Annotated in this window: 28 protein-coding genes and 1 pseudogene; all 29 read right to left on the bottom strand. The window is 54.0% G+C overall.

Annotated features, from left to right (window positions below):
* Positions 1–10: 10 nt before the first annotated feature.
* Positions 11–409, bottom strand: a complete 399-nt coding sequence (locus ACGHCT_RS22160; protein ID WP_009296500.1) for a hypothetical protein — start codon at positions 407–409, stop codon at positions 11–13.
* Complete coding sequence (locus ACGHCT_RS22155; RefSeq protein WP_009296501.1) at positions 399–764, bottom strand: hypothetical protein; 366 nt, start codon at positions 762–764, stop codon at positions 399–401. Before ACGHCT_RS22155 ends, ACGHCT_RS22160 begins: the two co-directional genes overlap by 11 nt.
* Positions 761–1,000 carry a DUF4314 domain-containing protein gene (locus tag ACGHCT_RS22150; RefSeq protein ID WP_009296502.1) on the bottom strand — a complete coding sequence of 80 codons (240 nt, stop codon included), beginning with the start codon at positions 998–1,000 and terminating at the stop codon, positions 761–763. The genes ACGHCT_RS22155 and ACGHCT_RS22150 overlap by 4 nt, the downstream gene beginning before the upstream one ends.
* Positions 1,000–1,428 carry a hypothetical protein gene (locus tag ACGHCT_RS22145; protein WP_009296503.1) on the bottom strand — a complete coding sequence of 143 codons (429 nt, stop codon included), beginning with the start codon at positions 1,426–1,428 and terminating at the stop codon, positions 1,000–1,002. The genes ACGHCT_RS22150 and ACGHCT_RS22145 overlap by 1 nt, the downstream gene beginning before the upstream one ends.
* A 100-nt stretch (positions 1,429–1,528) precedes the next feature.
* On the bottom strand, positions 1,529–1,900 hold the full coding sequence (locus tag ACGHCT_RS22140) for a hypothetical protein (RefSeq protein ID WP_009296504.1): 372 nt from the start codon (positions 1,898–1,900) through the stop codon (positions 1,529–1,531).
* An 84-nt stretch (positions 1,901–1,984) separates the two neighbouring features.
* Positions 1,985–3,220 (bottom strand): DNA methyltransferase, encoded by a 1,236-nt coding sequence (locus ACGHCT_RS22135; protein ID WP_390437512.1) that lies wholly within the window; start codon positions 3,218–3,220, stop codon positions 1,985–1,987.
* A 13-nt stretch (positions 3,221–3,233) separates the two neighbouring features.
* Positions 3,234–3,674, bottom strand: a complete 441-nt coding sequence (locus tag ACGHCT_RS22130) for a hypothetical protein (RefSeq protein ID WP_009296506.1) — start codon at positions 3,672–3,674, stop codon at positions 3,234–3,236.
* 73 nt (positions 3,675–3,747) lie between these two features.
* A pseudogene (locus ACGHCT_RS22125) lies at positions 3,748–3,821 on the bottom strand.
* 15 nt (positions 3,822–3,836) lie between these two features.
* Positions 3,837–4,583 carry a hypothetical protein gene (locus ACGHCT_RS22120; RefSeq protein WP_009296507.1) on the bottom strand — a complete coding sequence of 249 codons (747 nt, stop codon included), beginning with the start codon at positions 4,581–4,583 and terminating at the stop codon, positions 3,837–3,839.
* A complete protein-coding gene (locus ACGHCT_RS22115) occupies positions 4,559–5,329 on the bottom strand; it encodes a hypothetical protein (protein ID WP_009296508.1) in 771 nt (256 codons plus the stop codon). Before ACGHCT_RS22115 ends, ACGHCT_RS22120 begins: the two co-directional genes overlap by 25 nt.
* Entirely contained in the window at positions 5,302–5,889 is a 588-nt protein-coding gene (locus ACGHCT_RS22110; RefSeq protein WP_009296509.1) for a ParB N-terminal domain-containing protein, read from the bottom strand. The genes ACGHCT_RS22115 and ACGHCT_RS22110 overlap by 28 nt, the downstream gene beginning before the upstream one ends.
* 25 nt (positions 5,890–5,914) lie before the next feature.
* Positions 5,915–6,457, bottom strand: coding sequence for a P27 family phage terminase small subunit (locus ACGHCT_RS22105; RefSeq protein ID WP_009296510.1), 543 nt, complete (start codon positions 6,455–6,457; stop codon positions 5,915–5,917).
* Between the two features lie 124 nt (positions 6,458–6,581).
* Positions 6,582–6,944: an HNH endonuclease gene (locus tag ACGHCT_RS22100; RefSeq protein WP_009296511.1), complete on the bottom strand. Its 363-nt coding sequence runs from the start codon at positions 6,942–6,944 to the stop codon at positions 6,582–6,584.
* Positions 6,945–7,071: 127 nt separating this feature from the next.
* Positions 7,072–7,524, bottom strand: coding sequence for a hypothetical protein (locus ACGHCT_RS22095; protein ID WP_009296512.1), 453 nt, complete (start codon positions 7,522–7,524; stop codon positions 7,072–7,074).
* On the bottom strand, positions 7,521–7,715 hold the full coding sequence (locus ACGHCT_RS22090) for a hypothetical protein (protein WP_009296513.1): 195 nt from the start codon (positions 7,713–7,715) through the stop codon (positions 7,521–7,523). Before ACGHCT_RS22090 ends, ACGHCT_RS22095 begins: the two co-directional genes overlap by 4 nt.
* Positions 7,705–8,166 carry a VRR-NUC domain-containing protein gene (locus ACGHCT_RS22085; protein WP_009296514.1) on the bottom strand — a complete coding sequence of 154 codons (462 nt, stop codon included), beginning with the start codon at positions 8,164–8,166 and terminating at the stop codon, positions 7,705–7,707. Before ACGHCT_RS22085 ends, ACGHCT_RS22090 begins: the two co-directional genes overlap by 11 nt.
* A complete protein-coding gene (locus tag ACGHCT_RS22080; RefSeq protein WP_009296515.1) occupies positions 8,163–10,676 on the bottom strand; it encodes a phage/plasmid primase, P4 family in 2,514 nt (837 codons plus the stop codon). The genes ACGHCT_RS22085 and ACGHCT_RS22080 overlap by 4 nt, the downstream gene beginning before the upstream one ends.
* Entirely contained in the window at positions 10,673–11,101 is a 429-nt protein-coding gene (locus tag ACGHCT_RS22075) for a DUF4406 domain-containing protein (RefSeq protein ID WP_009296516.1), read from the bottom strand. The genes ACGHCT_RS22080 and ACGHCT_RS22075 overlap by 4 nt, the downstream gene beginning before the upstream one ends.
* Positions 11,098–13,029 carry a bifunctional 3'-5' exonuclease/DNA polymerase gene (locus ACGHCT_RS22070; protein WP_009296517.1) on the bottom strand — a complete coding sequence of 644 codons (1,932 nt, stop codon included), beginning with the start codon at positions 13,027–13,029 and terminating at the stop codon, positions 11,098–11,100. The genes ACGHCT_RS22075 and ACGHCT_RS22070 overlap by 4 nt, the downstream gene beginning before the upstream one ends.
* Before the next feature lie 68 nt (positions 13,030–13,097).
* Positions 13,098–13,847 (bottom strand): hypothetical protein, encoded by a 750-nt coding sequence (locus ACGHCT_RS22065; protein ID WP_009296518.1) that lies wholly within the window; start codon positions 13,845–13,847, stop codon positions 13,098–13,100.
* 21 nt (positions 13,848–13,868) lie between these two features.
* Positions 13,869–14,282: a hypothetical protein gene (locus ACGHCT_RS22060; RefSeq protein WP_009296519.1), complete on the bottom strand. Its 414-nt coding sequence runs from the start codon at positions 14,280–14,282 to the stop codon at positions 13,869–13,871.
* A 10-nt stretch (positions 14,283–14,292) separates the two neighbouring features.
* A complete protein-coding gene (locus tag ACGHCT_RS22055; protein WP_009296520.1) occupies positions 14,293–15,744 on the bottom strand; it encodes a DEAD/DEAH box helicase in 1,452 nt (483 codons plus the stop codon).
* The gene (locus tag ACGHCT_RS22050; protein ID WP_009296521.1) at positions 15,731–15,934 is read right to left on the bottom strand and encodes a hypothetical protein; all 204 of its coding nucleotides are present in this window, start codon (positions 15,932–15,934) and stop codon (positions 15,731–15,733) included. The genes ACGHCT_RS22055 and ACGHCT_RS22050 overlap by 14 nt, the downstream gene beginning before the upstream one ends.
* Positions 15,935–16,011: 77 nt before the next feature.
* Complete coding sequence (locus ACGHCT_RS22045) at positions 16,012–16,404, bottom strand: RNA polymerase sigma factor (protein ID WP_009296522.1); 393 nt, start codon at positions 16,402–16,404, stop codon at positions 16,012–16,014.
* Positions 16,405–17,011: 607 nt separating this feature from the next.
* Positions 17,012–17,827, bottom strand: coding sequence for a DUF3825 domain-containing protein (locus ACGHCT_RS22040; RefSeq protein ID WP_009296523.1), 816 nt, complete (start codon positions 17,825–17,827; stop codon positions 17,012–17,014).
* Positions 17,824–18,066, bottom strand: a complete 243-nt coding sequence (locus tag ACGHCT_RS22035; RefSeq protein ID WP_009296524.1) for a helix-turn-helix domain-containing protein — start codon at positions 18,064–18,066, stop codon at positions 17,824–17,826. Before ACGHCT_RS22035 ends, ACGHCT_RS22040 begins: the two co-directional genes overlap by 4 nt.
* On the bottom strand, positions 18,035–18,463 hold the full coding sequence (locus ACGHCT_RS22030; protein ID WP_009296525.1) for an RNA polymerase sigma factor: 429 nt from the start codon (positions 18,461–18,463) through the stop codon (positions 18,035–18,037). Before ACGHCT_RS22030 ends, ACGHCT_RS22035 begins: the two co-directional genes overlap by 32 nt.
* Before the next feature lie 249 nt (positions 18,464–18,712).
* A complete protein-coding gene (gene arsB, locus ACGHCT_RS22025) occupies positions 18,713–19,762 on the bottom strand; it encodes an ACR3 family arsenite efflux transporter (protein ID WP_009296526.1) in 1,050 nt (349 codons plus the stop codon).
* 11 nt (positions 19,763–19,773) lie between these two features.
* Positions 19,774–21,510: an arsenical pump-driving ATPase gene (gene arsA / locus ACGHCT_RS22020; RefSeq protein WP_009296527.1), complete on the bottom strand. Its 1,737-nt coding sequence runs from the start codon at positions 21,508–21,510 to the stop codon at positions 19,774–19,776.
* Positions 21,511–21,530 lie beyond the last annotated feature (20 nt).

The raw sequence follows: 21,530 nt of genomic DNA, 5'->3' as shown, positions 1-21,530 counted from the left end.
TTTTTGTGTATCAACTCATTTTAGCCTTTGGGAAACGGGCCAGAAGCCGCACCCATATATCTCCGGTGCCGGAGGCCGCTTCCTCCATGACTGCAGTAAATGGGAATAGATAGAGCGCCAGCCCTTCGCCGGTATCCTCGTTTACCCACATCTGGTTTTCCCGTATATCCAGCATAAAGTAGCAGGAAAAACCAGCCACTTTGTGATCCGCTATCTCATGCCATGCTGTCTCGGAAATTTCCTCTGCCTGCGCTATCCGCTTTCTGATTGGGAGAGGAACCCCGGCTGCACCGGCGCGGTTTTCATAAAGGAAGCGGGCAAAATCCGCAAGCCCCATAACCTCCGGGCTTGAAAAATACCGGGAGTTCCCGTCGCCTTTCAGTTCAAAAGCACAGCCTTTATTCTTCATTTTCTGTCACCTCCACAAAATAGAAATGTTCCAGAGCCTCGCCGTTAAAGCCATGCGCCAGCAGATAACCCTCCGCTTCCGGCTGGTTTGGGAATACACGAGGCTTCTCCGTATCATCCAGCAGATATTCCAGCTCCTCGTTAATGGTGATGCCGTCCACCGGGCGGGCCACCATAACCGGCGGGAGATACAATCCATCCTGCTCCTCGGCCTCAAAACTATACAGATCCTCGTCGCAGTGGAAGCATTGATAGCTGTATTCCGGGTTATCCGATTCATACACCGGATGGCCGCAGCGGCGGCAGACCATATCCGTGTTCTCATAGAAACGGCCTTCATGGAAAATCCCGCTCATTCAAAATCACCGCCTTCCAAGATACGGATTTTGTCCTCGCCATAAACCACACCGAGGCCGGAGCCGCAATCCCAGCTTACAAATACCGTCCCCGTATCATCCACGGATTTTACGGTTCCCCGGTCGCCGGGCTTCAACTTGCTGTAAGGGTCATTCATGGAAACCAGCTCCACCCGCGTCCCTTCCGGGTAACGGGCGCGTACTGCTTCCACAACCTCTTTTCTCGGAAATACCACTAACGCCACCTCCTTTGCTCTGCGGCCACGCTTTCCAGAATGGATACCGCGCTGTCAACACCTTCCCATGCGTTCTGCGTGAGAAGCTCCCGGCCAATCCTACCGGTAAAAAGTCCGAATCGGATGCGCCCCGCCTGTTTCTCCGCCTTTTTCATGCAGTAACGGTACAGCTCTTGCGGGCTCGGTTGTTTGGGAAGCGCAGGCATTTTTACCGCCTGCTGCCTGCATATCCGGCAGAGGATAATGTCCAGCCATTCGTTGATATAGTCCACGTCCAGTGCAGTATCCATATCCACCGAAAGCCTGCCCTCTGGTATCCGGGCAAGGCGACGGGCAATCCGGTGTATCTTTCGGATACCGGCCACCACATCCCGGTACTGCTCCTTACTCAGCATAGCCGCACCTCCTTCGTCTGTTTTCTGTACCATGCAAAACCTCCTTCCGTTTTTGGTGTGACACAGATTACCCTTAGACCACCCAAAAGACAAGGGCCACGACGGAAAAAAGCCCGTCGCCGGGCCTTTTCCTTTATACCTTTTTCATTGTCAGACCTTCCAGCGTGGTGTAGCTGCTTACGCGCTGTGTATACGGCCCGGCGATCTGCCAGCCTGCCGCCAAAAATAAGTGGATGGTGCGCATAAGGGCGGTGGAGGTATCGCAAAGGTTCAGCTCGCGGATACCCGCCTTTTCCAGCTCCGCCATGTATGCGTCGAAGTCGCTCTCCCAAACCATGTCCTCAATGGTGAAGGCGGCAAGGCCATGTTCGTTTGTCCTGAAATAGTCCTGCAGTACCCGGCAAAGCGCATACTCCTCCGGGGCCGCCTTTCGGTTATTGAAATACGCCATTTTCTCCGTTAAATATTTGTTCTGGAAGCTGCTGATTGCGTCCATTCTTGTCATGTGAATGACCTCCTTCGTTTGATGTGAGTGGAGATTACTCTGGAACACCCAATAAAGCAAGCCTCACAGGCGAATTTCTTAAAATTAACTTTTAATGCAGCGGGCTTTTTCCCCGGTAAACTGCTCCCAGCGCATAACGGCGAGGTCACAATTTGCCGGGTCGCTATCCATGGCAAAACAACGCCGCCCGCTCTGCTCTGCGGCGATCAGCGTCGCGGCCCCGCCGCAGAACGGGTCAAGCACCAGAGCGTCCGGATCGCTGTGCATTTTCATACAGCGCCACGGCAGTTCTACCGGTAGCAATGCCGCACCGTCCGAAGCCTGTGGGGCGGCGGACATTTCCCACACTCCGGCATAGCCCCACTTGCGGCGCTCCTCCTTAGTAAGCCTTTTTACAAAGCGGTAATTATGGGCCGCAAAGGCCGACACCCAAGAAGCCTCCGGCTGGTTGACCTCCTCGGCCTCCTCTCCGGCAAAGGCCGCCACATATTCAAACTGGCGCTGGGGCTTGGTGCTGTTTAAGTGGGTGGAACCGGCGCGGGCAAAGGCTCCCTGCTTTTTCCATACTCGAATCCAGAGGGGCCGGAAATTACAGTCCGCAAACAGTTTCATGCTGTAAAAGCCGGTCGGCTCCACATACTGGGAACCGGTGGAAAACAGGTCGTCGATATTCCAGCAGACAATAGGCGCATACCGGCAGAGGTTTCCGGCGACTGCTGCCATCCGCTCCATCCATGGAGCAAGGCCGTCTTTTTTGTATTCCGCCGCACCAAGGGCAGGCGGAGCCGCCATGGCAAAGGCCGCCTGCTCCGTACCCATGAGCCGCTCATAGGAATCTGCCAGCACCGGATCACCGCAATAGAGCCGGTGGCTTCCAAGCTCCCATAAATCGCCGGGCTGGGTAATGGCCCCGCCTGCGGCTTCCATTTCCGCCGCCGCTTTCTCCCGATCAAAATCATCCTCTACCGCCTCGGCAGAATAAAACTTGTTCATCAAAGCGTCAATTTCCTCGGCATCAAAGCCGGTCAGGGATACGTCGAAGTCCGAGGCGTCAAGGTCGGCCATGACCTCTGCCAGTTTCCCCTCATCCCAACCGCCCTGAATCCGGTTGAGGGCAAGGTTCAGGGCCTTTTCCTTTTCCGGCCCCAAATCCACCACAACGCAGTCAATCTCGGTTTCACCCATATCCAGCAAAACCTTCAACCGCTGGTGGCCGCCCACAACATTGCCGGTGGCCCTATTCCAGACCACCGGCTCTACAAAACCAAACTCCTCAATAGAGCGTTTCAGTTTTTCATAATCCCTGTCACCGGGCTTCAAATCCCGGCGCGGGTTATAGGCCGCCGGATTCAGCCGGGCGACGCTCACTTTCTGTATCTGCATTTTCTTCTTTTACCTCCTCCGGGTTCTTCCCGCATACCGGGCAGGCGCAGGCTTCCCCGGCCATATCATAAATCTTGCCGCAATGCGGGCAATACTGCCACTCGTCATTCCGGTATTGCTCGTCAATCCATGTTTTGGGGCTTTGCCAGTCTACCGCATAAAAACACTCACAGGCAAATTCCTCCTGCCCGTTACACATATCCAGAAAATTCTGCCGGGTATATCCCTCGTCGGAAAGCTCTGGTACATAGCAGACTTTATCCGGGTGGTGCAGGAAAGCCTCCTCGTCTTTGAATATCCAGCCCTGCCGGTAATAGCCCCGCTCTATGACTGTTTCTGCCTCATCCGATTCCGGCGTATAACTTCCGATTTTCAAATATTGCTCGCTCATATCTGAATCCCTCGCTTTCAAAATGTGACGACAGATTACCCTGAAACACCGTGGAAAGCAAGGGCGTTGTTTTTGGAGCGCGGAGTACGGAATCGAACCGCCGCTTCCCGCCAGTTGGCGGGCGGTCTGCCTTTAGCCTATCCGCGCATAATGGCCGGAGCATTACTCCGGCGTGAGTTTGCTGTGCCGCTCTGCCTGCGATACCTTCTCGCCCTTATACATCCCGGCCCCAAGCTCGTCAATCTTGGAAAATGGAATCTCGGGCACCGTCAAATACTGCCGCTTGGCCTTGTCTATGAAATAGATATAGCGGAGCTGATAGCCGGGGATCGGCGTGGCCCCCACATAGTCCAGATACTTCTTGAAATTATAGGTGCCGCCCGTCACATCAAAAAAGGTCAGGCCGCCCAGCTCCCTGCGCGGGGAAGTAGGATTGCTCGCCAGCGTCATTTTATGGACGCGGGTGCCGTCCGGCAGCTCCGCAAGGTTCAGATTTTCTTTGATACCGGTCAGGACAAAATTGCTGGCCCGGTAGATTGTACCGTCGCCGCAGGAACAGGCGTCGGCAAAGCTGATGATCCATTTTATCTGCGGCGCGTATTTCTTTATGAGCTTGATACTCATAGAGATAGCACGGCTCTCGGAATTGCGGGGAAGATAGCTGTCAAAGGCCATCCGGTTCAGTTCCAGAAATTCATTCCAGCCGGTATCCTTCACCAGCCCGATAATCTTTGACTTATCAAGGCTCGGCCCGTAGGACATAACGCCATGGAGCTGGCCGTCTAAAAATACGCCAAAGTGCAGGGTGCTGTTATTGACGACTTTCCCGCTGTAATGGTGGGCCTTCATAAACGGCGTTGCCACCTTGGCGGGGATCACCTTCATTACGATTTCTTTTGCTCTACCCATGGCGCGTCCTCCTTTCCCACATGGCGCTTGGCCAGTGTCATTTTTTCGCCTTTATACATCCCGGCCCCCAGCTCGTCAATGCGGGAGTAAGGGATTTCCGGGACGGTCAAATCCTTCCGTTTGCTCTTGTCTATGAAATAGATATAGCGGAGCTGATACCCGGAGAGCAGTGCGCCGCCTGCTGCCTCCATGTACCGGCCCCAGCTAAAATTGCCGTCGGTCACATCAAAGAAAGAACGCCCGCCCAGCTCCTTGCGCGGAGCCAGCGGGTTCGCTTCCAGCGTCAGCTTGTGTATCTTCGTACCGTCCGGTAGCAGGCAAAGGGCCTCGTTTTCCTTAATGCCGGTCAGAATAAAATTGCTGGCCCGGTAAATGGCACCGTCGCCGCAGGAGCAGGCGTCGGCAAAGCTGATGATCCACTTTACATGGGGCGCATACTTCTTTAAGAGCTTAATGCTCATGGAAATTGCCCGGCTTTCGGAATTGCGGGGAAGCACGCTGTCAAAGGCCATCCGGTTCAGTTCCAGATATTCATTCCAGCCAGTCCCAGCCACCAGCGGCAGGATTTTGGATTTGTTCAGGCTCGGCCCATAGCTCATAACACCATGGAGCCGCCCATCCAGAAATACGCCAAAATGCAGGCAGCTATTATTTACAACGGTGCCGCTGTAATGGTGCCGCCGCATAAAAGGGTTTGCCACCTTGCCGGGGATCACTTTCAGACTAATTTCTTTTGCTCTGCCCATTGCCGCACCACCTCATAAACGCCGTTGCCCTTCCGGTTCTCATTGCCGAAGGTTTCTCCGACCTCCTCGTGGGCGTGGACGTAATCAATGCAGGCCATGATAAGCTCCGCCTGTTTGTCATGCAGCGTCAGGCTGATCTGCTGGTAGGGCTTTTTCTCGCCGGAATCCAGCGTAAATTCCTCGCCAAATTCCTCCTCGGAAATGCTCTCGAAACCAAACACCGCCATATCCTGTGCAATATCGGCCAGTTCCAGCGGGAGCAGGTCAACATCCCACTGTGCCAGCTCGCCGACCTTATTGTCCGCCAGCCGGAAGGCTTTGATCTGATCCTCGGTCAGCTCGTCGGCAATGACGCAGGGAACCGTGGAAAGGCCAAGCCTCCCCGCCGCCTTATAGCGGGTATGTCCGGCAATGATCTCATGTTCGGCGGTGATCACCAAAGGGACAAGAAAACCGTACTGCCTGATGCTGGCCGCCACCGCGTCCACAGCATTGTCATTTTTTCTCGGATTGTTTTTGTAAGGGTGTACCTCCTCCAAGGGAAGCTGCAAAATATTCATGTTCGACCTCCGTTAAAATTATCTTTTAACCGCCGCGCCGGGCGGAAAGGAGCTTCTCCATCATATCGTCGTGGGGCGTGGCCCCTTTGTACTCGGTGGAGCAATTCTCCCGGACAACCTGATAGATTTGATACCACAGGTTATTTGCCTGTTTGGAAAAGCTCTGGCTCATGGAAACATACGGCGAGGGGATAGCGTTCCCCGTGGTCGGGTGCTTCGCCAGAAAACCAAACTCAGAAATGGCCTCCTCGCACTGTATCCAGCGTGAGATTGCCATAGCGTACTGCTCCAAAATCTGCGCCGGTATCAGATACGCACAGCCCCGCTCATTGAGCCAAGACCATGTGCGCTGGTAGATTTCCACGGCCAGAAGCTCCTTGCCGTTTTTCTGCCGGGCGGCCAGATAGTCACGGGGCGGCGGCATTTCCTCCCCTTGGAGGCTGGCCGTATCCGAAAACTCCATGACCGTGATCTTCCGCTTGCCCGGATTGCCCTCGACGATTCTATCTGCCAGCGCCTTTTTCTTCTGGCCCGCGCCAATGCGGGCTCCGCCGTGGCCGTTTGCCATGGCCGCCACCTCCTCTCTTGAAACTGCGGGCTATATACCCAACTTGAAAGCGCGATTTTTTGCGCGATACCCCACGCCCGCTGCCCGCCGCGCCGGACGTAGAGATTTGCTTACCCCCGGAGGGTCAGCGGCGGCGTTCCCACCTGCCGCCTTCGCGGGCCGTAATCTCAGAATGACACGGCTTGCATAGGGCCATGAGGTTACTCTCTACATGGGTGCCGCCGCGCGACAGCGGTTTGATATGATGAACCTCCGCCGCCGGGGTAATCTTGCCCGCCTTCTGGCACTCCTCGCACAATGGATGGGCGGATATATAGCGGTCACGAATCCGCTTCCATGCGCGTCCATAGCGCCGCCGACTTTCCGGATCGCGCTCATGCTTGTTATAATGCGCCGTGATAATCTTCTGGTGCTCCTCGCAATAGCGCCCGTCTGTCAATCGCGGACAGCCCGGATAGGAACAGGGGCGCTTGGGTTTGTATGGCATAGCTGCCGCCTCCTTTCATGGCATAAGAAAAGCCCCCGCGTACTGCGAAGGCTCCCTTGGTTCACTCTTTCACACTATCAGTATACCATATCCGAAAGCAAATAAAGTGCCATTAAACTGCCATCTTTCATTTGCCGAACAGAAGTATTGACATCCGTTTGAGCGCCTTCTCCCGGATACGCTGAATCTGCCGCTCGCTGAAATTGAGCTTCTCCTGCAGGCGGGCCGAAGCCCCGGAACGCAGGTTGTCGCTCATGTAAAATTCCCGGAGTACCGTCTGCTCCATATCCGACAAGGTTGCCCACGCCGGTTCCAGCCAGTGCATATACTCCACGGCCTGTCGGTATCGCTCCTGAATCACGTCCAGCGTATCCAGCGACTTTACCAGCCGCTCCTCGCCTGCCTGCGGGTTCCAGCTTGTAGGCAGACCATTGAGGGGCCTGCTGCCCACGGAAATCATCTGATCGTAAAGCTCCTTCGTTTCCTGCGGGGTAATGTTGATAATATCCCGCATCGTGGAATAGTCCTGCAATGCCGCCACCGTAGCCGACGGCTTGTTCAAGTATTTCCATGCAATCATACTGCCGCCTCCTTTCCCGAAGAACCGAAGGCCCGCTGCATATCCACATAACGGTCAATGTCCCCGGTGATCTCCCGATCCAGCGCCGCCCACTCGGCAAAGCGCCCTTCCCGGTACAGGCGGGCCGCCTCTGCCAGCTTTTCGTTTATCCTCTGGTTCATTTCACGCAACTGCTCCAAATCAGTCTCCATACGAGCCTCCTTCCTCCAAAATGGCGGCCTTTACCTCCTCCACGGAAGTCACTTTTACGGCCACGCCGCCTGCGGCCCGTATTTTTTTAAGGGTTACTTCCTGCAACCGGGTAAGCCGCCCGCCGGGCTGCTTCACCTCGAAAGCGTAAAACCTGCCGTCCATGCAGGCAATTATATCTGGTATCCCCGCTGTGCCGTACATACCGCCGTGGGTTTTCCACGCAAAGCACCGGGGCCGCTGTTTCAAATACCGCAGGATTACGGCAACAATCTCTTTCTCCATACCGTCCGGGCAGATGCCGCCGCGCCGGAAAAACCGGATAGACCGGGAAATTACCACACTATATATATTTTTCTTAAAAATAAGGCTCTTTTCATCCCTCTGGCTTTTATGCGCAAGGAATGAACAAATCCCGGTTTTTCCGGTTTCTCCGGTCACAGAAACGGTCAATCAGCCCCCACACCTCCTTCCACATAGGCCAGCCCGCGCCATACCCGGCGCTTTGAGAGCTTATCCCGCCCACGCGTAATCTCCGGAAATCCGGCTTCCAGCTCTTTGTTGAAATTGGTCTGAGATACCGGCTTCATCCCGGCATTGCCGCAATATTCCTTGTATCGTAAAAACAGATCGTCACGAACCGTAAAGCCCTTTTCATCCCGTTTACAGTACTCTTTAGCGAAAGACAAAACGCTATTTGATTCGATCCGGTATTTATCCAGCTCCGCCCGCGTTCGCTCGGTTTCGCTGAACGCATAATTCGCCGCGATCAGCCTCTTTAGCCCGGAGAGCGCCCACATAAGGATTCCGTCCCGCTCCGCCGCCAGCTTTTCCGCAAGGTTCGGATCACGCTGGCTCTTGGGGACGGACTTCTCAAACCGGATGATAAGGAGCCTCCGGTAAAAGCCCTCCGACCTGTCGCCATAATTGCGCGGTATCTCGTTACAGGAAAACAAAAACCGCGCATAGGGCCGGAAGGAAAAAGGGTCTTTGTTCTTCCGCTCAGCAGTAATGAAATCCTCGCCGGTAAGGGCCTTGAACATCCCGTTATCGTCAATGCTCTTAGATGGCAGGTCGGCGAAGATATTCGCCAGCTTCCCGAACAGCTCCGCTTTATTGAAGCGGTCGCCAAGGTTCTGCCATGGGATGTTCGACACATTTTCGCTCCCCAGCAATATTTCCTGTACCACATTGAGCAGGGTAGACTTGCCCGCGTTGGGCGCACCTACAAAGACAAAGGATTTCTGCGCCTTGTTTACCGGGATCAGCAGATACCCCAAAATCTCCTGCACCAGATAGATTTCCTCCTCGGCCAGCATACTTTGAAGGTATTGCACGAATTGCGGGCAGGCCGCGTCCGGCATATAGGCCGCTTTGAGCTGTACGGTTGAGTAATATTCCGGCGTATGGGCCTTAAAGCTGTCGTTGAGGGTATTGTATAAGCCGTTTCGCAGGTTCAGGATAAAGGGGTTGCTGTTGATCTCCATGATCGGCTTCATTATCAGCATTTTCCACTGGCCCACGGTGTCGTTAATGGCCTGCATGGATACTGTCCTCGGAATCATAAGTTCCCGCACCTTGGCCGCCGCCACCATATCCTCGCCCTCCCGGTATACGCCGTCCTGATAGAAGAAAAAGCTGCTCGCCGCATAGAAAGCGTCCATATTCCCGGAAAGGTGGTTTGCAAGCAGGCCGGATATGAACCGCAGGCCGCCGCGCTCGGTCACTTCGTACCATTCCGGCAGCTCCGTATCCTGCGCCGCCTGCCGGGTTTCCTTATTCGCCGCATACGCCTTAAACAGCTCCTTGTGATAGGAAATCAGCGCCTTGGCATCCGGCGTTTTGAGCCGGAAATGCTGCCGCAGCTCGTATTCAATGAATGTCCCGGCGTCCAGCGGCTCAACGTTATAGAGCGCCTCCTTCACAAACTGCTTTGCGGCCCGTACTGCTTCCACCGGGGCGGAAAAGACCTCTGCGCCGGAAAGGGCCTCCCGTAATTCATCCAGCGTAAGGGGCTGATAGCAAAGGGCCGCCGGGGCCTTGCAGGTACAGGAGCCGTCCGCCATGCGCGGGCAGGAAAATCCCTTCTCCGCGATATTCCTGCAGGTGATCGGTTTTGTGCCGCTGTTTAAGAAATGCCGGATTTTCTCCTGCGTTTCCGCCGCCTTATATTTTGGATAGCCTGCCGACAGTTCATGGATGGCCCGCTCGCCGCCCTCAAAAACAGCAAGGTTTGTTATCATGCTGTACCAATCATGTTCTGAAAGGGTCGCCGCATCCTCCCGGCAATGCGCCATAAATGCACAGCGCCTGAGTACCAGCGAAAGGCCCTGCCTTGTCCCTTTGCTCTGGCCCACGCCCGGCGCGGCAGGCTCGCTCTCCACCTTGGGAAGATGGGCCGCAAGCTCCGCCTGCGTATACCGAAGCTCCGGGCGGAAATGGATACACTCCACCAAGACCGGCTCCTGCTTGCAATGGTAAAAGCCCGGCAGGCGCAGGACGCGGCTTTCATTGACGCAGGTTTTATCCCCGCCAAAATGGGCCGCAAGCCCTTTCTGTATCCGGCGGAAAGCGGCCACGTCGCCGTCCTTTATGAGCCAGTAGGTATGCAGGGATTTCCGGGTTTTCACAATGAGCGACGGTTCCAGCGGAAACGCTTCAATCTGGTTAAGCTGCTCCTCCAAGGACAGCTCGTCACATTCCATGAATTGAGCGTTGATCCGGGAAATCTCCCCGTCCTCATGGCCGCCGAAGTTCACCACAAAATAAATACCCCGGTTCCTCTCATTATGCTTTTTTAAGGTATCCATAAGCCCGGCGATCCCGGAGAGGGTCGTTTCCAGTTTGGCCCCTTTGAAAGTGCCGGTTTTCTTATCGTCGAATACCCGCAGGCAGATACGATCCGACGGCCCAAAGAAGGGCCGCAGAAATTCTTCCAGCGGGACGTTCAATGCTTTCCTCATTGTTTCTTCACCACCTCCATGCAACGGTCTGTAAAATAGCGGACGGGGAGCTTCCGCTCCCTTGCTTTTGCAATTTCCATCGCCATCCCTTTTGAGATCGTCCGTCCAAACACCCACACCTCACGGCATTTACTCTGCAAGACCAGCCCGAAAAAGATGCCGAGGCTCCTCTGGGCTGGATCGTCCTCCTCCATGAATTGAGGGAACAGCAGATGCGGCGCTATGGGGATACAGTTCTTTGATACCGCAAAGCGGCTGTATTCCCGCGCCTGCTCCGTATTGCGCTCTATATCCCCGGCATAGGGCGAGCAGATAAAGACCAGCGGCCTGTATGCCGTTTTCTTAACTTCCCGCTCGATATGGGAAAGGGCCTCATATGCGGTCGGGTCAGAATAGCTCTCGGAATTATAAAGGTTCGCGCTCATGCCTCCACCTCCATATCCACCAGCTCTCCATAATTGACGCCTGCTGCCACCTCGGCCACCAGCGGCACATCAAATTCCGGGAAAGGCTGCTTTTCCATGAGGCCCTTAATGAGCCGTCCGGCCTCCGCCACCTTACCCTCCGGCAGATAAAACACAAGGCTGTCATGGACGGTAAGGACGGGGAGAATCCACGGATACTGCGCCAGCACCGGGAGGAGCCGGGCCATTGCCATTTTTACAATGTCGGCGGCGGTTCCCTGTATGGGCGTATTCATGGCGCACCGTTCCGCAAAGCTCTTTTTTCCCCAATCCTCGGAGGCAATGTTCGGCAGATACCGCCTGCGGCCCAGCCATGTTTCACTGTACCGGCGCACCTTGGCCTGCCGCTTCACGACCTCCTGCCATAAAGAAAGCTGGGGATACCCGGCTTTTAAGTTCGCAATGATCTCCTCGCAGACTTCCAAGGTAGCGTCAAGCCCTGCCTTAAATTTCAGCGTCTTTTGCAGGCCGCGCGGAAACAGGCCGTAAAATACGCCAAAGTTACAGTTTTTCGCAATGGTGCGCCGCTCCTTGAAATTCTCCGCGTTCTTATCCGCTGCCTGCTCCACCGGGATATGGTAAATGACCGAAGTGGTCTGCGCATGGATGTCGCCGCCGGTTCGGTAGGTTTCCAGCATTTTTTCATCCCTGCAGTAAAAGGCCCCGACGCGAAGCTCCACCTGCGAATAGTCAAGCTCCATAACTGCACACCCGGAGGGTGCAACGAGCAGGTTGCGGATTCCGATGGGGTCGCTGCCCTTGCGGGGCATATTTTGAAGGTTCGGGTTGCGGGCGGCAAACCGGCCCGTTTCCGTTCCCAGCGGCATAAGGTCGGGATGGATACGGCCTGTGGCGTTGTTCACATGGCGCAGATAGCCGTCCAGATATGTCCCCTTGATCTTCCCCCAGCGGCGATATTCCTGCACCAGCTCAAAGAGCCGTGTAAGCTCCGGGCGGTTTTCCCGGCACCAATCCGCCAGCCGAATCATGGTTTCATCATCCGCCGCTTCCTGATACTTGACCGTGGTTTTCAAGACCGGCAGGCCGAGGTCATTAAAAAGATAGCTCTTAAACGCAGAGGTGGAGGCGTTGGCCCCGATCTCCACGTCGCCAATCATAAAGGCGATTTCCTCCCGGATTTTTACAAGGCGCTCCTCGGCTTCAGCCTGCTTTTCCTCCATGGCTGCCTGATCCATGAGCAGGCCGTTATAGCGCATGATGCCGCAGTATACGGTGGTGGGGCTTTCCACCTGCTCCACAAGGAACCGGTGCTTCGGGAGATACCGGTCAAACCAGCCATTGAACAGGTGATACAGCCGCAGGGCATAGTCACTGTCGGCGCAGGCATAACGGACGGTTTCCGCATCCTGCGGGGAAAGCTCGTCAAAGAAACGCCCATCGGTCACGGTCTGAAAGTCCGGCATTTCCACGCCAAAAAGCTGTGGTACGAGGGTTTTCAGGCCGCTGTCCGAAAGCCTCCTGAAAGCGGTGCCGCTCTTTAAGGTAAGCTGGGCCGCCGCTATGGTATCATAGACCGGTGCCTGCACCACCACACCCAGCGCATACTGGAACATAGCTTCAAAGGCAAGGTTGTGGGCCACCTTCACCACGGCGGTATTTTCAAAGAACGCGCCGCGCAGGTATTCCATGACCGCCTCCGGCTTCCCGATATTCCTGCCGGTCTTATGCCGCAGGGGGACATAGATTCCGCTGCCCTCGGATACGGAAAAGCTCACGCCGGTAATCTCTGCCTTGTGGGCGTCCAGAGCCGCCTTTTCCTCCGAGCGGTATGCCTCCACGGGCGAGGTTTCAAAGTCAAAGGCTACAATAGAAGCCCCGGCCAGATAGTCCTTTATCTTTTTCAATGTCGTCACACATGAATAGTCCATATTTCCTCCATTCTGCCCGAAAAGCGGAGGAGGCCGGGCGGCCCCGCTCCGCAGTGGGCGGTTCATTATTAAAGCGGCGGGATGACCTCGCCGGTTTCCGGGTCTACAAGCGGCTCCTCTGCTTCCACAGGCTCCTCTATATCGAAGCCAACGCGGCGGCTGTATCCTTTCACCTGATCGGAGAGCTTGGTAATCAAAATCTGCTCCTCGCTGGTAAGGGGCCGGTCAATGGAAAACTGTGCCTGCGAGTAGGCAATACCGCTGTTATTGGTGGCCTTCTTCAAAGAAAAGCGGGTAACAACCGAGTTGCTTTTCCGTCCCTTGGAAAGCAGGCGCTTGATGTAACGGGAAAACTCTTTCATGGAACCGGTCGGCAGGGAGAGGATCAGCGGGAACAGCTCGCCCTCTCTAAGCAGGAATACCCTGCGGCGGGTCTTGCAGGCTTTGCTGTTGTTCTCGCCGGAGCCAAACTGATTGAGCGGGCAATTCGCGCAGACGCCGCCCGGCTCGCCTTCCCCGGTCACGCCGTCAAAGCTCCCGCAATCGGGCGGGTTACTGCCGCCGGTATATTTTTCTTTGTAATACTGCAGTACCGGATGATGGTACAGGATCACCGCCGAAAACTCCTTCACGGTTTCCGGCTCGTCGGCCTCGTCGCCGGGAAGCTCGAACATGATGGCACCGCCTGCCGGAATCTTCACCCGGTCAAAGCCGCCCTCCAAGCCTTCCAGCTCCTCGGCCATGGTTTCACTCATATTGAAGTCGGCAAGGGCCAGAAAGCCCGCGCCGGTAGTGGTAAGCTCATTCTTATTACTCATGGGGTTTTTCCTCCTAAATATTTACTTTGACGCTTTGCGCAGGCTCACGCCGGTTTTCTCAAAGACATTCACCAGCCCGCCAAGCCATGCGGGCAGAACGTCGCCGTTCTCCGCCATCTGCTCTTTTACAAAGGCCGAGAGGCTGTTGGCGTTCACCGTTTCATATACAAGGTCGCCGTACCCTTCGCCGCGCAGGGCTTTGAACAGCTCCTCCTTGCGGCCAGCGGTAGCGGACGCGCGGGTCTTGGTCGTCAGGCAGAACATCATTCCCGCGCGGGTAAAATTCTGCGTTTCCGTATCCGCCATAAGCTCCGACAGACGGTAGTCCACCTCGTCAATCTCGGCGTTTAATTCCTTTACCCGCTGCTCGGCCTCGACCTTCTCGTCACGGAGCGCCCGGAGCCGGTCGGCGAGTTCAAATAACTGTTCAGACATTTTTCTCCTCCTATGGTGCAAACGGGTTTTTCCCGCTGCGGTAATCGTCTACAAGTGTCCGGGCAAGGTCGGCCTTATCCTTCAATGCTGCCAGCACCTTCTCGTCCACAGTTCCCCGCGCCACCAGATACAGATAGGTGCAGGGCATCCGCTGGCCCACCCGGTGAATCCTCGCCTTGGTCTGCTCGAAGTTCGACATGGAATAGTCCAGCGAATAAAAGACCATGGTAGAGGCCGCCGTCAAGGTGATCCCCATTCCCGCCGTTGCAATCTGGCCCACAAAAGCCATGACCGCCGGATCATTCTGGAAAGCGGACACCTGCTCATTCCGGTCTTTCACCTCCCCGGTGATATAGGAATACAAAAGGCCCCGCTTCTCTAACAGCTTACAGATAGCCTTAATCTCCGGGATAAAACGGGCAATGATAACCAGCTTCTTTCCTTCTGCCGCCGCGCCGTCCAGAATATCCTCCAAGGCCGCCAGCTTGGCCGCGCTTACCTGCTCCACAGCGGCGGTTTCGTCATTGCCGATAAATCCGCCCGTAAGCTGGGACAGCCGAAGGAGCCGGGTGAGAATGTTCGGGGCCGTTACCTCGCCGCCGGACAGCTCGGCATAGCTCTCTTTTACGAGGCCCTTGTATATCCGCAGGGCCGCAGATTCCAATTCCACCTGCCGGATCACGTCGGTAGTTTCCGGCAAATCCAGACATTCCGCTTTTGTAGCCCGGTAGGAAATACTGTGGAGCTTTTCCGTAAGCTCTGCCTCCATGGATTTCTTCAAGACCGGCGTATGGTTCCCATATCCCACCATGTCAAAATACCGGCTCCGGAAAGCGTAAAAGCTCTGGCCGAAAATAGAAGGATTCGCAAACTTAAACTGGCTGAACACATCAATAGCTTTGTTGGTGATAACTGTACCGGTCAGCAGCAGCCGGTACTGCGCCACCCGGCCCAGCCGGTGCAATGCCTTACTGGCGGCGATATTGTGGGTTTTGATCTTGTGGCCCTCGTCCGCAATAATCAGATTGGGCCGCCATGCCGACAGATCCTTTTCCAGCCGCCATGCGCTCTCATAGTTCACCACGACCACCTGCAGGGCGGCCCCATTCATGTGCCGCAGGGTATCCAGCTTCCTTGCACCGGTGCCGGAAAGGACAGCCAGCGCATAGGGGAAAGCCGCAAACTTCTGAAATTCCTCCTCCCATACGCCAAGGATGGAAAGCGGGGCCACGATCAGCACCCGGCGGATATGGCCTGCGTTAGCCAGTGCGCCGGTGATCGCTATGCTGGTGATGGTCTTCCCGGTTCCCATTTCCATAAGCAGCGCACAGCCGCCGCTCTCATTTCCGCCGCCGGGCAGTAGGCCGAACAAACCGCAGGCAAAGCGGTAAGCCTCAATCTGGTGCTGGTATGGCGTGGCCTTGATCGGAAGGGCCGGACGGTTTTCCTCATGCACCCCCATGGACGCCCACCTCCGCAACCTCACGCACCGAAAGCTCCTCCACGCTGTCGCCGGGGACAATGATGGTAACGCGGCGCATATCGCCAAACAGCCTCCGCAATACCCGCTCGCGCAGGGAAACGGTCTTACAGCGGACAATGCCGCTGGATTCCGGCCCCTGTGCAAGACTGATCTTCAAGTTATGTTTCATTTGCCTTTCACCTCTTTCTAAGGGCGCGTATCGTTGGCCCTCAATATCCGGCCACGGGAAAGGCAAAGGTTGACGGTCTATTTCAAAATTTTTCTGAGTTTTTTATAAATGCGCTCCAACCGGTGGGATATGGCGGATTTATCCACGCCCTCCTCGGCGGCAATGCTGGCGCAGGAGCGCCCGTTAAAATAAACTTTTAACACCAGCTCCTGCTGGGCAGGGGAGAGGGCCTCCATAGCGGAAAGCAGCCGGGCCGTATCCTCCCGGCGCTCCGCCTCGCCTGCAGTATCCTCTGCCGAAGCAAACAGCTCCCCTTCGTAGTCCATGCCGTCAAGGGAAACATGGCGGCGGGTTTCCTTATGGTCGTTGTTGTACTGCTGCCGTTCAAAATCCACCAGCAGCTCGCCCAGGGAATCATCCACCTCAATCTCCGAGGTTTCTCCGTTTACAAATTCATACTTGATCTTCATTTTGCCGTTCTCCTTTCGGAGCCCGGCAGGCGGCACCCGCGCCGTCGTAAACAAAAAAGAGCCTGACAAGCAGCACAAAAAGTGCCGCCTGTCAGGCTCAATGTCATATCCACCCTCAGAAATGAAAGTGGCGTATTAGAGGGTCAATCATATTTTCGGAATGAAATCTCCCCTCCGTGCATCATGCTCAAACAAACGAGTGATCCCTGTCCCGGTTTAGCCATCCGTTTCCCCGGCCCGCATACATTCCCTGCGGGCCGTGCCATATTGCCGTGGCGGTATCTCCGGTCAGCTCCCGGCCCGAAGGCTCGGAGCGGATCAAAGGTTTTCTCTATTCAGTTTTAATTACCCCGACTTCCGAGCCACAGTGCCCGCACTTTATGATGAAATCGGGATACCGGCCCTTCTTCGGGGTAATTAGCTGCGTCTTTGTACCTGATACTGCGTCCATGATCCGCCGCCCGCATACCGGACAGCAGACGGGCCGCACTGTTTTCTTTAGCCCATTGTTCTGCGCCTCCTTCTTCCTGCGCATCTCATATACGCCCCTTTCTGTCTCTGCCGCTGTCCAGCTATGGGGAATATATGACCTGCTATGATTTTCTTCCTACATGACAAGCTCCGCCAGCCACGGAGCCACCGGCCTCGCCAGCAGACGGGCGTTCAGGTATGCCATCTCCAACGTAAGGCAGGTATTACCCAAATAGTACCCGTCCATGATGGTGAGGGTCATAGCAAGGTCGGGGTTCTCCATATCGGTCAGACAGATCGGCAGAAGATACTGCACCCTCCCTTGGTAGCCCTGCGGCACCACAATGCTCGGCTCAATGACCGCCTTCCTCCGCGCCAGCTCTACTGCCGTTTCAAGTAGCAGGGGCAGATTTTGCGCGTCGCGGATCGAGGCAGGCAGACGGGAAACATTCTCCTCGTCGCCCAAAATGTGGTCTATGTTTACCCGTATCGGCCACTCCGGGTTGTAGTTGACGCCATACTGCGTCATATAGTAGCTGGGCTTCTGCGGGAGCGGGCTTACATATTTCAGCCATGGGGAAAGCTCGTCCGCAAAGCCCCGGAAATACCAGTCCAGCATACTGGCCTGCCGCTTGTTCCGGTCAAAGCAGGCATAGATCGCCTTGTACCGTTTTGTATACAGGCCGGTATGGAAGCAGGCGTATTCATTCTCCACATGGAAATACCGCGCTGCGTTCTCCGGGCTTCTTTCCTCGTTATAGTCAATCGCTTGCTTTTTGAATATCGCGTGGATATATCGCTCTAATATCGGAGTATCTGGATTTTTGGTTGAGTATATAGGTTCCCGGAAGCGCCACGGCTCCGGGCGGGCCAGCTCCGCCAGATCGTCAAGCTGGCAGTACCAGCTCGGAACATAGGCGAAGGAAAACAAATCTGGCTGTAATAGGTTCATATCAGTTCCCTCCATTTTTTCTGGATCACTTCCACAAGGTGCATCTGTACCTGCTGCTTTTTGTCCTCGTCAATTTCCCTATGGATTCTGCCGTCGCTTCCCAGCACCTCGCGGGTGCAGAGGGAATTATGAAAAGGTTCGTATATCCGCAGGATTTCCGTAAGTGCTGCCTCGTCGCCGTGAACCGCTCGCTTGATTAGGTCATAGTTAAGTCCATGGGTATAAGCGTTCCCGCTCATAAAATTTTCTGATCGCTTTGTATGCACGCTGTCTCAGATTGTAGACCGTGCGGGTAGTTACCTCCAATTCTTCTGCAATTTCCCCGTCGGTAAGGTCACGCCAAAAGTCCAAAAGAAGGACGCTGCGCTGGTTCTCCGGCAGGGATAACAGTGCTTTATATAAAATTTCGCTCTCCACCACGCAGGAATATCCGCCCACATAAAGCACAAAAGATTCGGATGGATGCTTGTCCTCATGGCCTAACAATTCAAGAATATAGTCTACCGGTTCTTCGGTAAAATGCTTGTCCCGGTTGCTCTCGGCCCGTTCTAAATTTCTGACGAAGTTCCGCGACACTTTTTTGCTGAATGAATCAAACATGGCGCATACGCGGTCTTCATGGGAAGGAGATACCATGGCATTTCCCTCCTTTGTTCAGATTTGAGCGTGGCTGGTTTTTCACCTCCTCGTAATACCAGAACACATTTCGGGATAGCAAACCGGAAAGGTTTTTCCAAATTTCTCAAAAATAATTTTAGATTTACGACACAATTCGACAATAATAGTAAAAGGGCCAATCTACACAAAGCAGACTGGCCCATCTAAATTGCGGAAAAGAAAGCTGCCGTGATATAGTCAGGTTTCGCTTTGCCCGCGAGTTAATATTTAGGTGTTAGAAAAACGATGGCTTGTTTTATTCGCAATCTTTACCAGAGTTAGCATAACAGGCACTTCCGTTAGCACCCCCACGGTCGTTGCCAGTGCTGCTGGGCTGGTTGTACCAAATAAAGCAACCGCTACAGCAACGGCCAATTCAAAAAAATTTGATGCACCAATCATCCCAGCAGGAGCGGCTATATCATGTGGTAGTTTCAGCAATTTACAAGCAACATAAGCAATAAAGAAAATCAGGAAGGTCTGTAGGGTTAGCGGCACGGCGATCAATACAATATGCAACGGATTTTTCAGGATAACCTCACTCTGCCCCATAAAAATTAGTATCAGTGTAAGAAGTAAGCCAATCGTGGTCACAGAATCAAATTTATGTATGAACACATTTTCAAAATACTCTATTCCTTGGCTGCGAGATACAATAATACGAGTTAAAATACCGGCTGCTAATGGGATAACCACAAACAGAACCACGCTCAAAATCAAGGTATCAAATGGAACACTTACCTTGGATACTCCCAGAAGGAATTTCACAATAGGCACAAACGCTATAAGGATAATTAAATCATTTGTTGCTACTTGAACAACAGTATATGCTGGATTTCCTTTCGTCAATGTACTCCATACAAATACCATGGCTGTACATGGCGCAGCTCCCAACAACACCGCTCCTGCCAAATATTCTGTCGCCAATTCTGGTGTAATAAATCCCTTAAAAAGTACAAAAAAGAATAGGCTGGCAATGCCGAACATAGTAAAAGGCTTTATAAGCCAGTTGACTACCCATGTCACAAATAAACCCTTTGGATTCTTCTTCACGTTTCGGATACTATTAAAATCTACTTTTAGCATCATGGGATAAATCATAACCCAAATAAGGGCAGCCATAGGGATAGACACGCGAGCATATTCAAACCGAGCAAGGAATTGTGAAGCTGCTGGGGCAAAATGCCCCAGCAAAACCCCAGTTGCCATGCAGAGAAAAACCCATACTGTTAAATATCTTTGAAAAAAATTGATGCCAGTATCAGCCTTCTTTTCCATAGCGCACCTCCTTACAGTTCCAACAGCTTATCGCCCTTAATCTGGTCGGCACTCCAAGCCACAAGCGCAAACTTGCCATCCATATGTTGGTCGATACGATTGATCCATTCCACCTCGTTACTGGCTTTCGCTTTCAGTAGGGTATTGGTGGTTCCGGCATGATAGAAAGATTGATTGATAACCCACCAGTTAGCGGCAATCTGTGCCCGCTTCAAATCGTCCTCCAGCCGCAGGGCCTCATAGACAGGAGTTGCCTCTGGCAAGGCAACGATAACAACCTCAGTTTCCGCACTTTTCAGCCTGGGCAACAGCCTTTTGACGGACTCCGGCGTTTCTCCTTTGGTGCGTTGTATCTCCTTGTCGTAGCTTTCGGTGGACTCCAGCAGAAGCAGCGTATGACCGGTGGGAGCTGTATCAATGACAACAATTTGGTCATCAGCCTTTTCCACGACTTCTGCAAATGCCCGGAATACCGCGATCTCTTGGGTGCAGGGAGAGCGCAAATCCTCCTCAATATAGGCAATATCCTCTCCGGACAGGCCGTTGGCTCGCGCCTTAGATAGCACCTCGTCCTGATACTTTTTCAGCTCGGCGTGTTCATCAATGTGGCTCATAGTAATGTTGTCAGCTTGTTCCAGCACAAATTTCAGATGGGCGGCGGGATCGGTAGTTGTTAAATGAACCTTTTTGCCTTTCTGTGCCAGCCCAAGTGCGATAGCGGCAGCAACAGTGGTCTTGCCAACGCCACCCTTCCCCATTGTGAAAACAACCTTTCTTTCCGCTTTGTCAATGGAATCCACAATATCACGCAACCCATAAAATTGTTTTGCGTTGGGTGTCTCAGGCTTAACCTCCTGCCGATCATCCCGGAGCATAGAGCGTACATTTTCAAGGCCGGTAATATTGTAGGCTCGTAGCGGTATTTGATAAGTTGGGAGTACCTTTAGTCCTTCGGGAACAGCACCCAGCGCCGCCTGCTGTTTCTGGTATAGTTTTTCAGAAATAGGATCGTCACTTTGGAGCAGGACGCCATTGACTACTAATATTTGATTGTTCACACCCAAGTCTGCCAGTTCCAGAGAGGCCCGCTGCGCCTCTTTCAACGGGGCGTCTTCCGGGCGAGTAACAAGCACGAGGGTCGTGCGCTTGCTGTCGGCCAGCGTTACAACCGCCTCTTTATAAATGGCCTGTTTGCCTTCCAGTCCGGAAAGCTGTCCCAAACAAGATGCCCCATGCGTACTTTCGCTGATAAAATTGCTCCATGCAGAAGGAAGTTGAAGCATCCGCAGGGTGTGTCCAGTGGGTGCAGTGTCGAAAATAATATGGTCGTACTCTTGTTGCACGTCCGGATCAGTGATGAAGTTGGAAAATTCGTTAAACGCTGCAATCTCAATAGTGCAGGAGCCGGAAAGTTGTTCTTCCATGTTGGTAATCACTGCCTCCGGCATAATGCCACGGTATGGAGCAATCACGCTCTCACGGTATTCAGCCGCCGCCTGAATAGGATTGAGGTTCGCCACCACCAGATTGGGTACAGCAGGGATGGGTGTTCCTTTGTTGGTCAACTCCATCGCAAATACGTCTTGCAGATTAGAGGCCGGATCGGTGCTTATAAGCAGGACTTTCTTTCCCTGATCGGCCAATGATACAGCGGTAGCACAGGCAGCAGAGGTCTTACCCACACCGCCTTTGCCGGTAAAAAATAAATATTGGGTTTTTGTAACTTGAAACGGATTAAACGTGTTCATAAACGACTTCCTTTCTGAGA

Origin of the sequence: Lactonifactor longoviformis, assembly GCF_042848515.1 — a bacterium.
Lineage (GTDB): Bacteria > Bacillota > Clostridia > Lachnospirales > Lachnospiraceae > Lactonifactor > Lactonifactor longoviformis.
The sequence above is the reverse complement of the archived record's forward strand: the minus strand, read 5'-3'. Positions and strand labels throughout refer to the sequence as shown.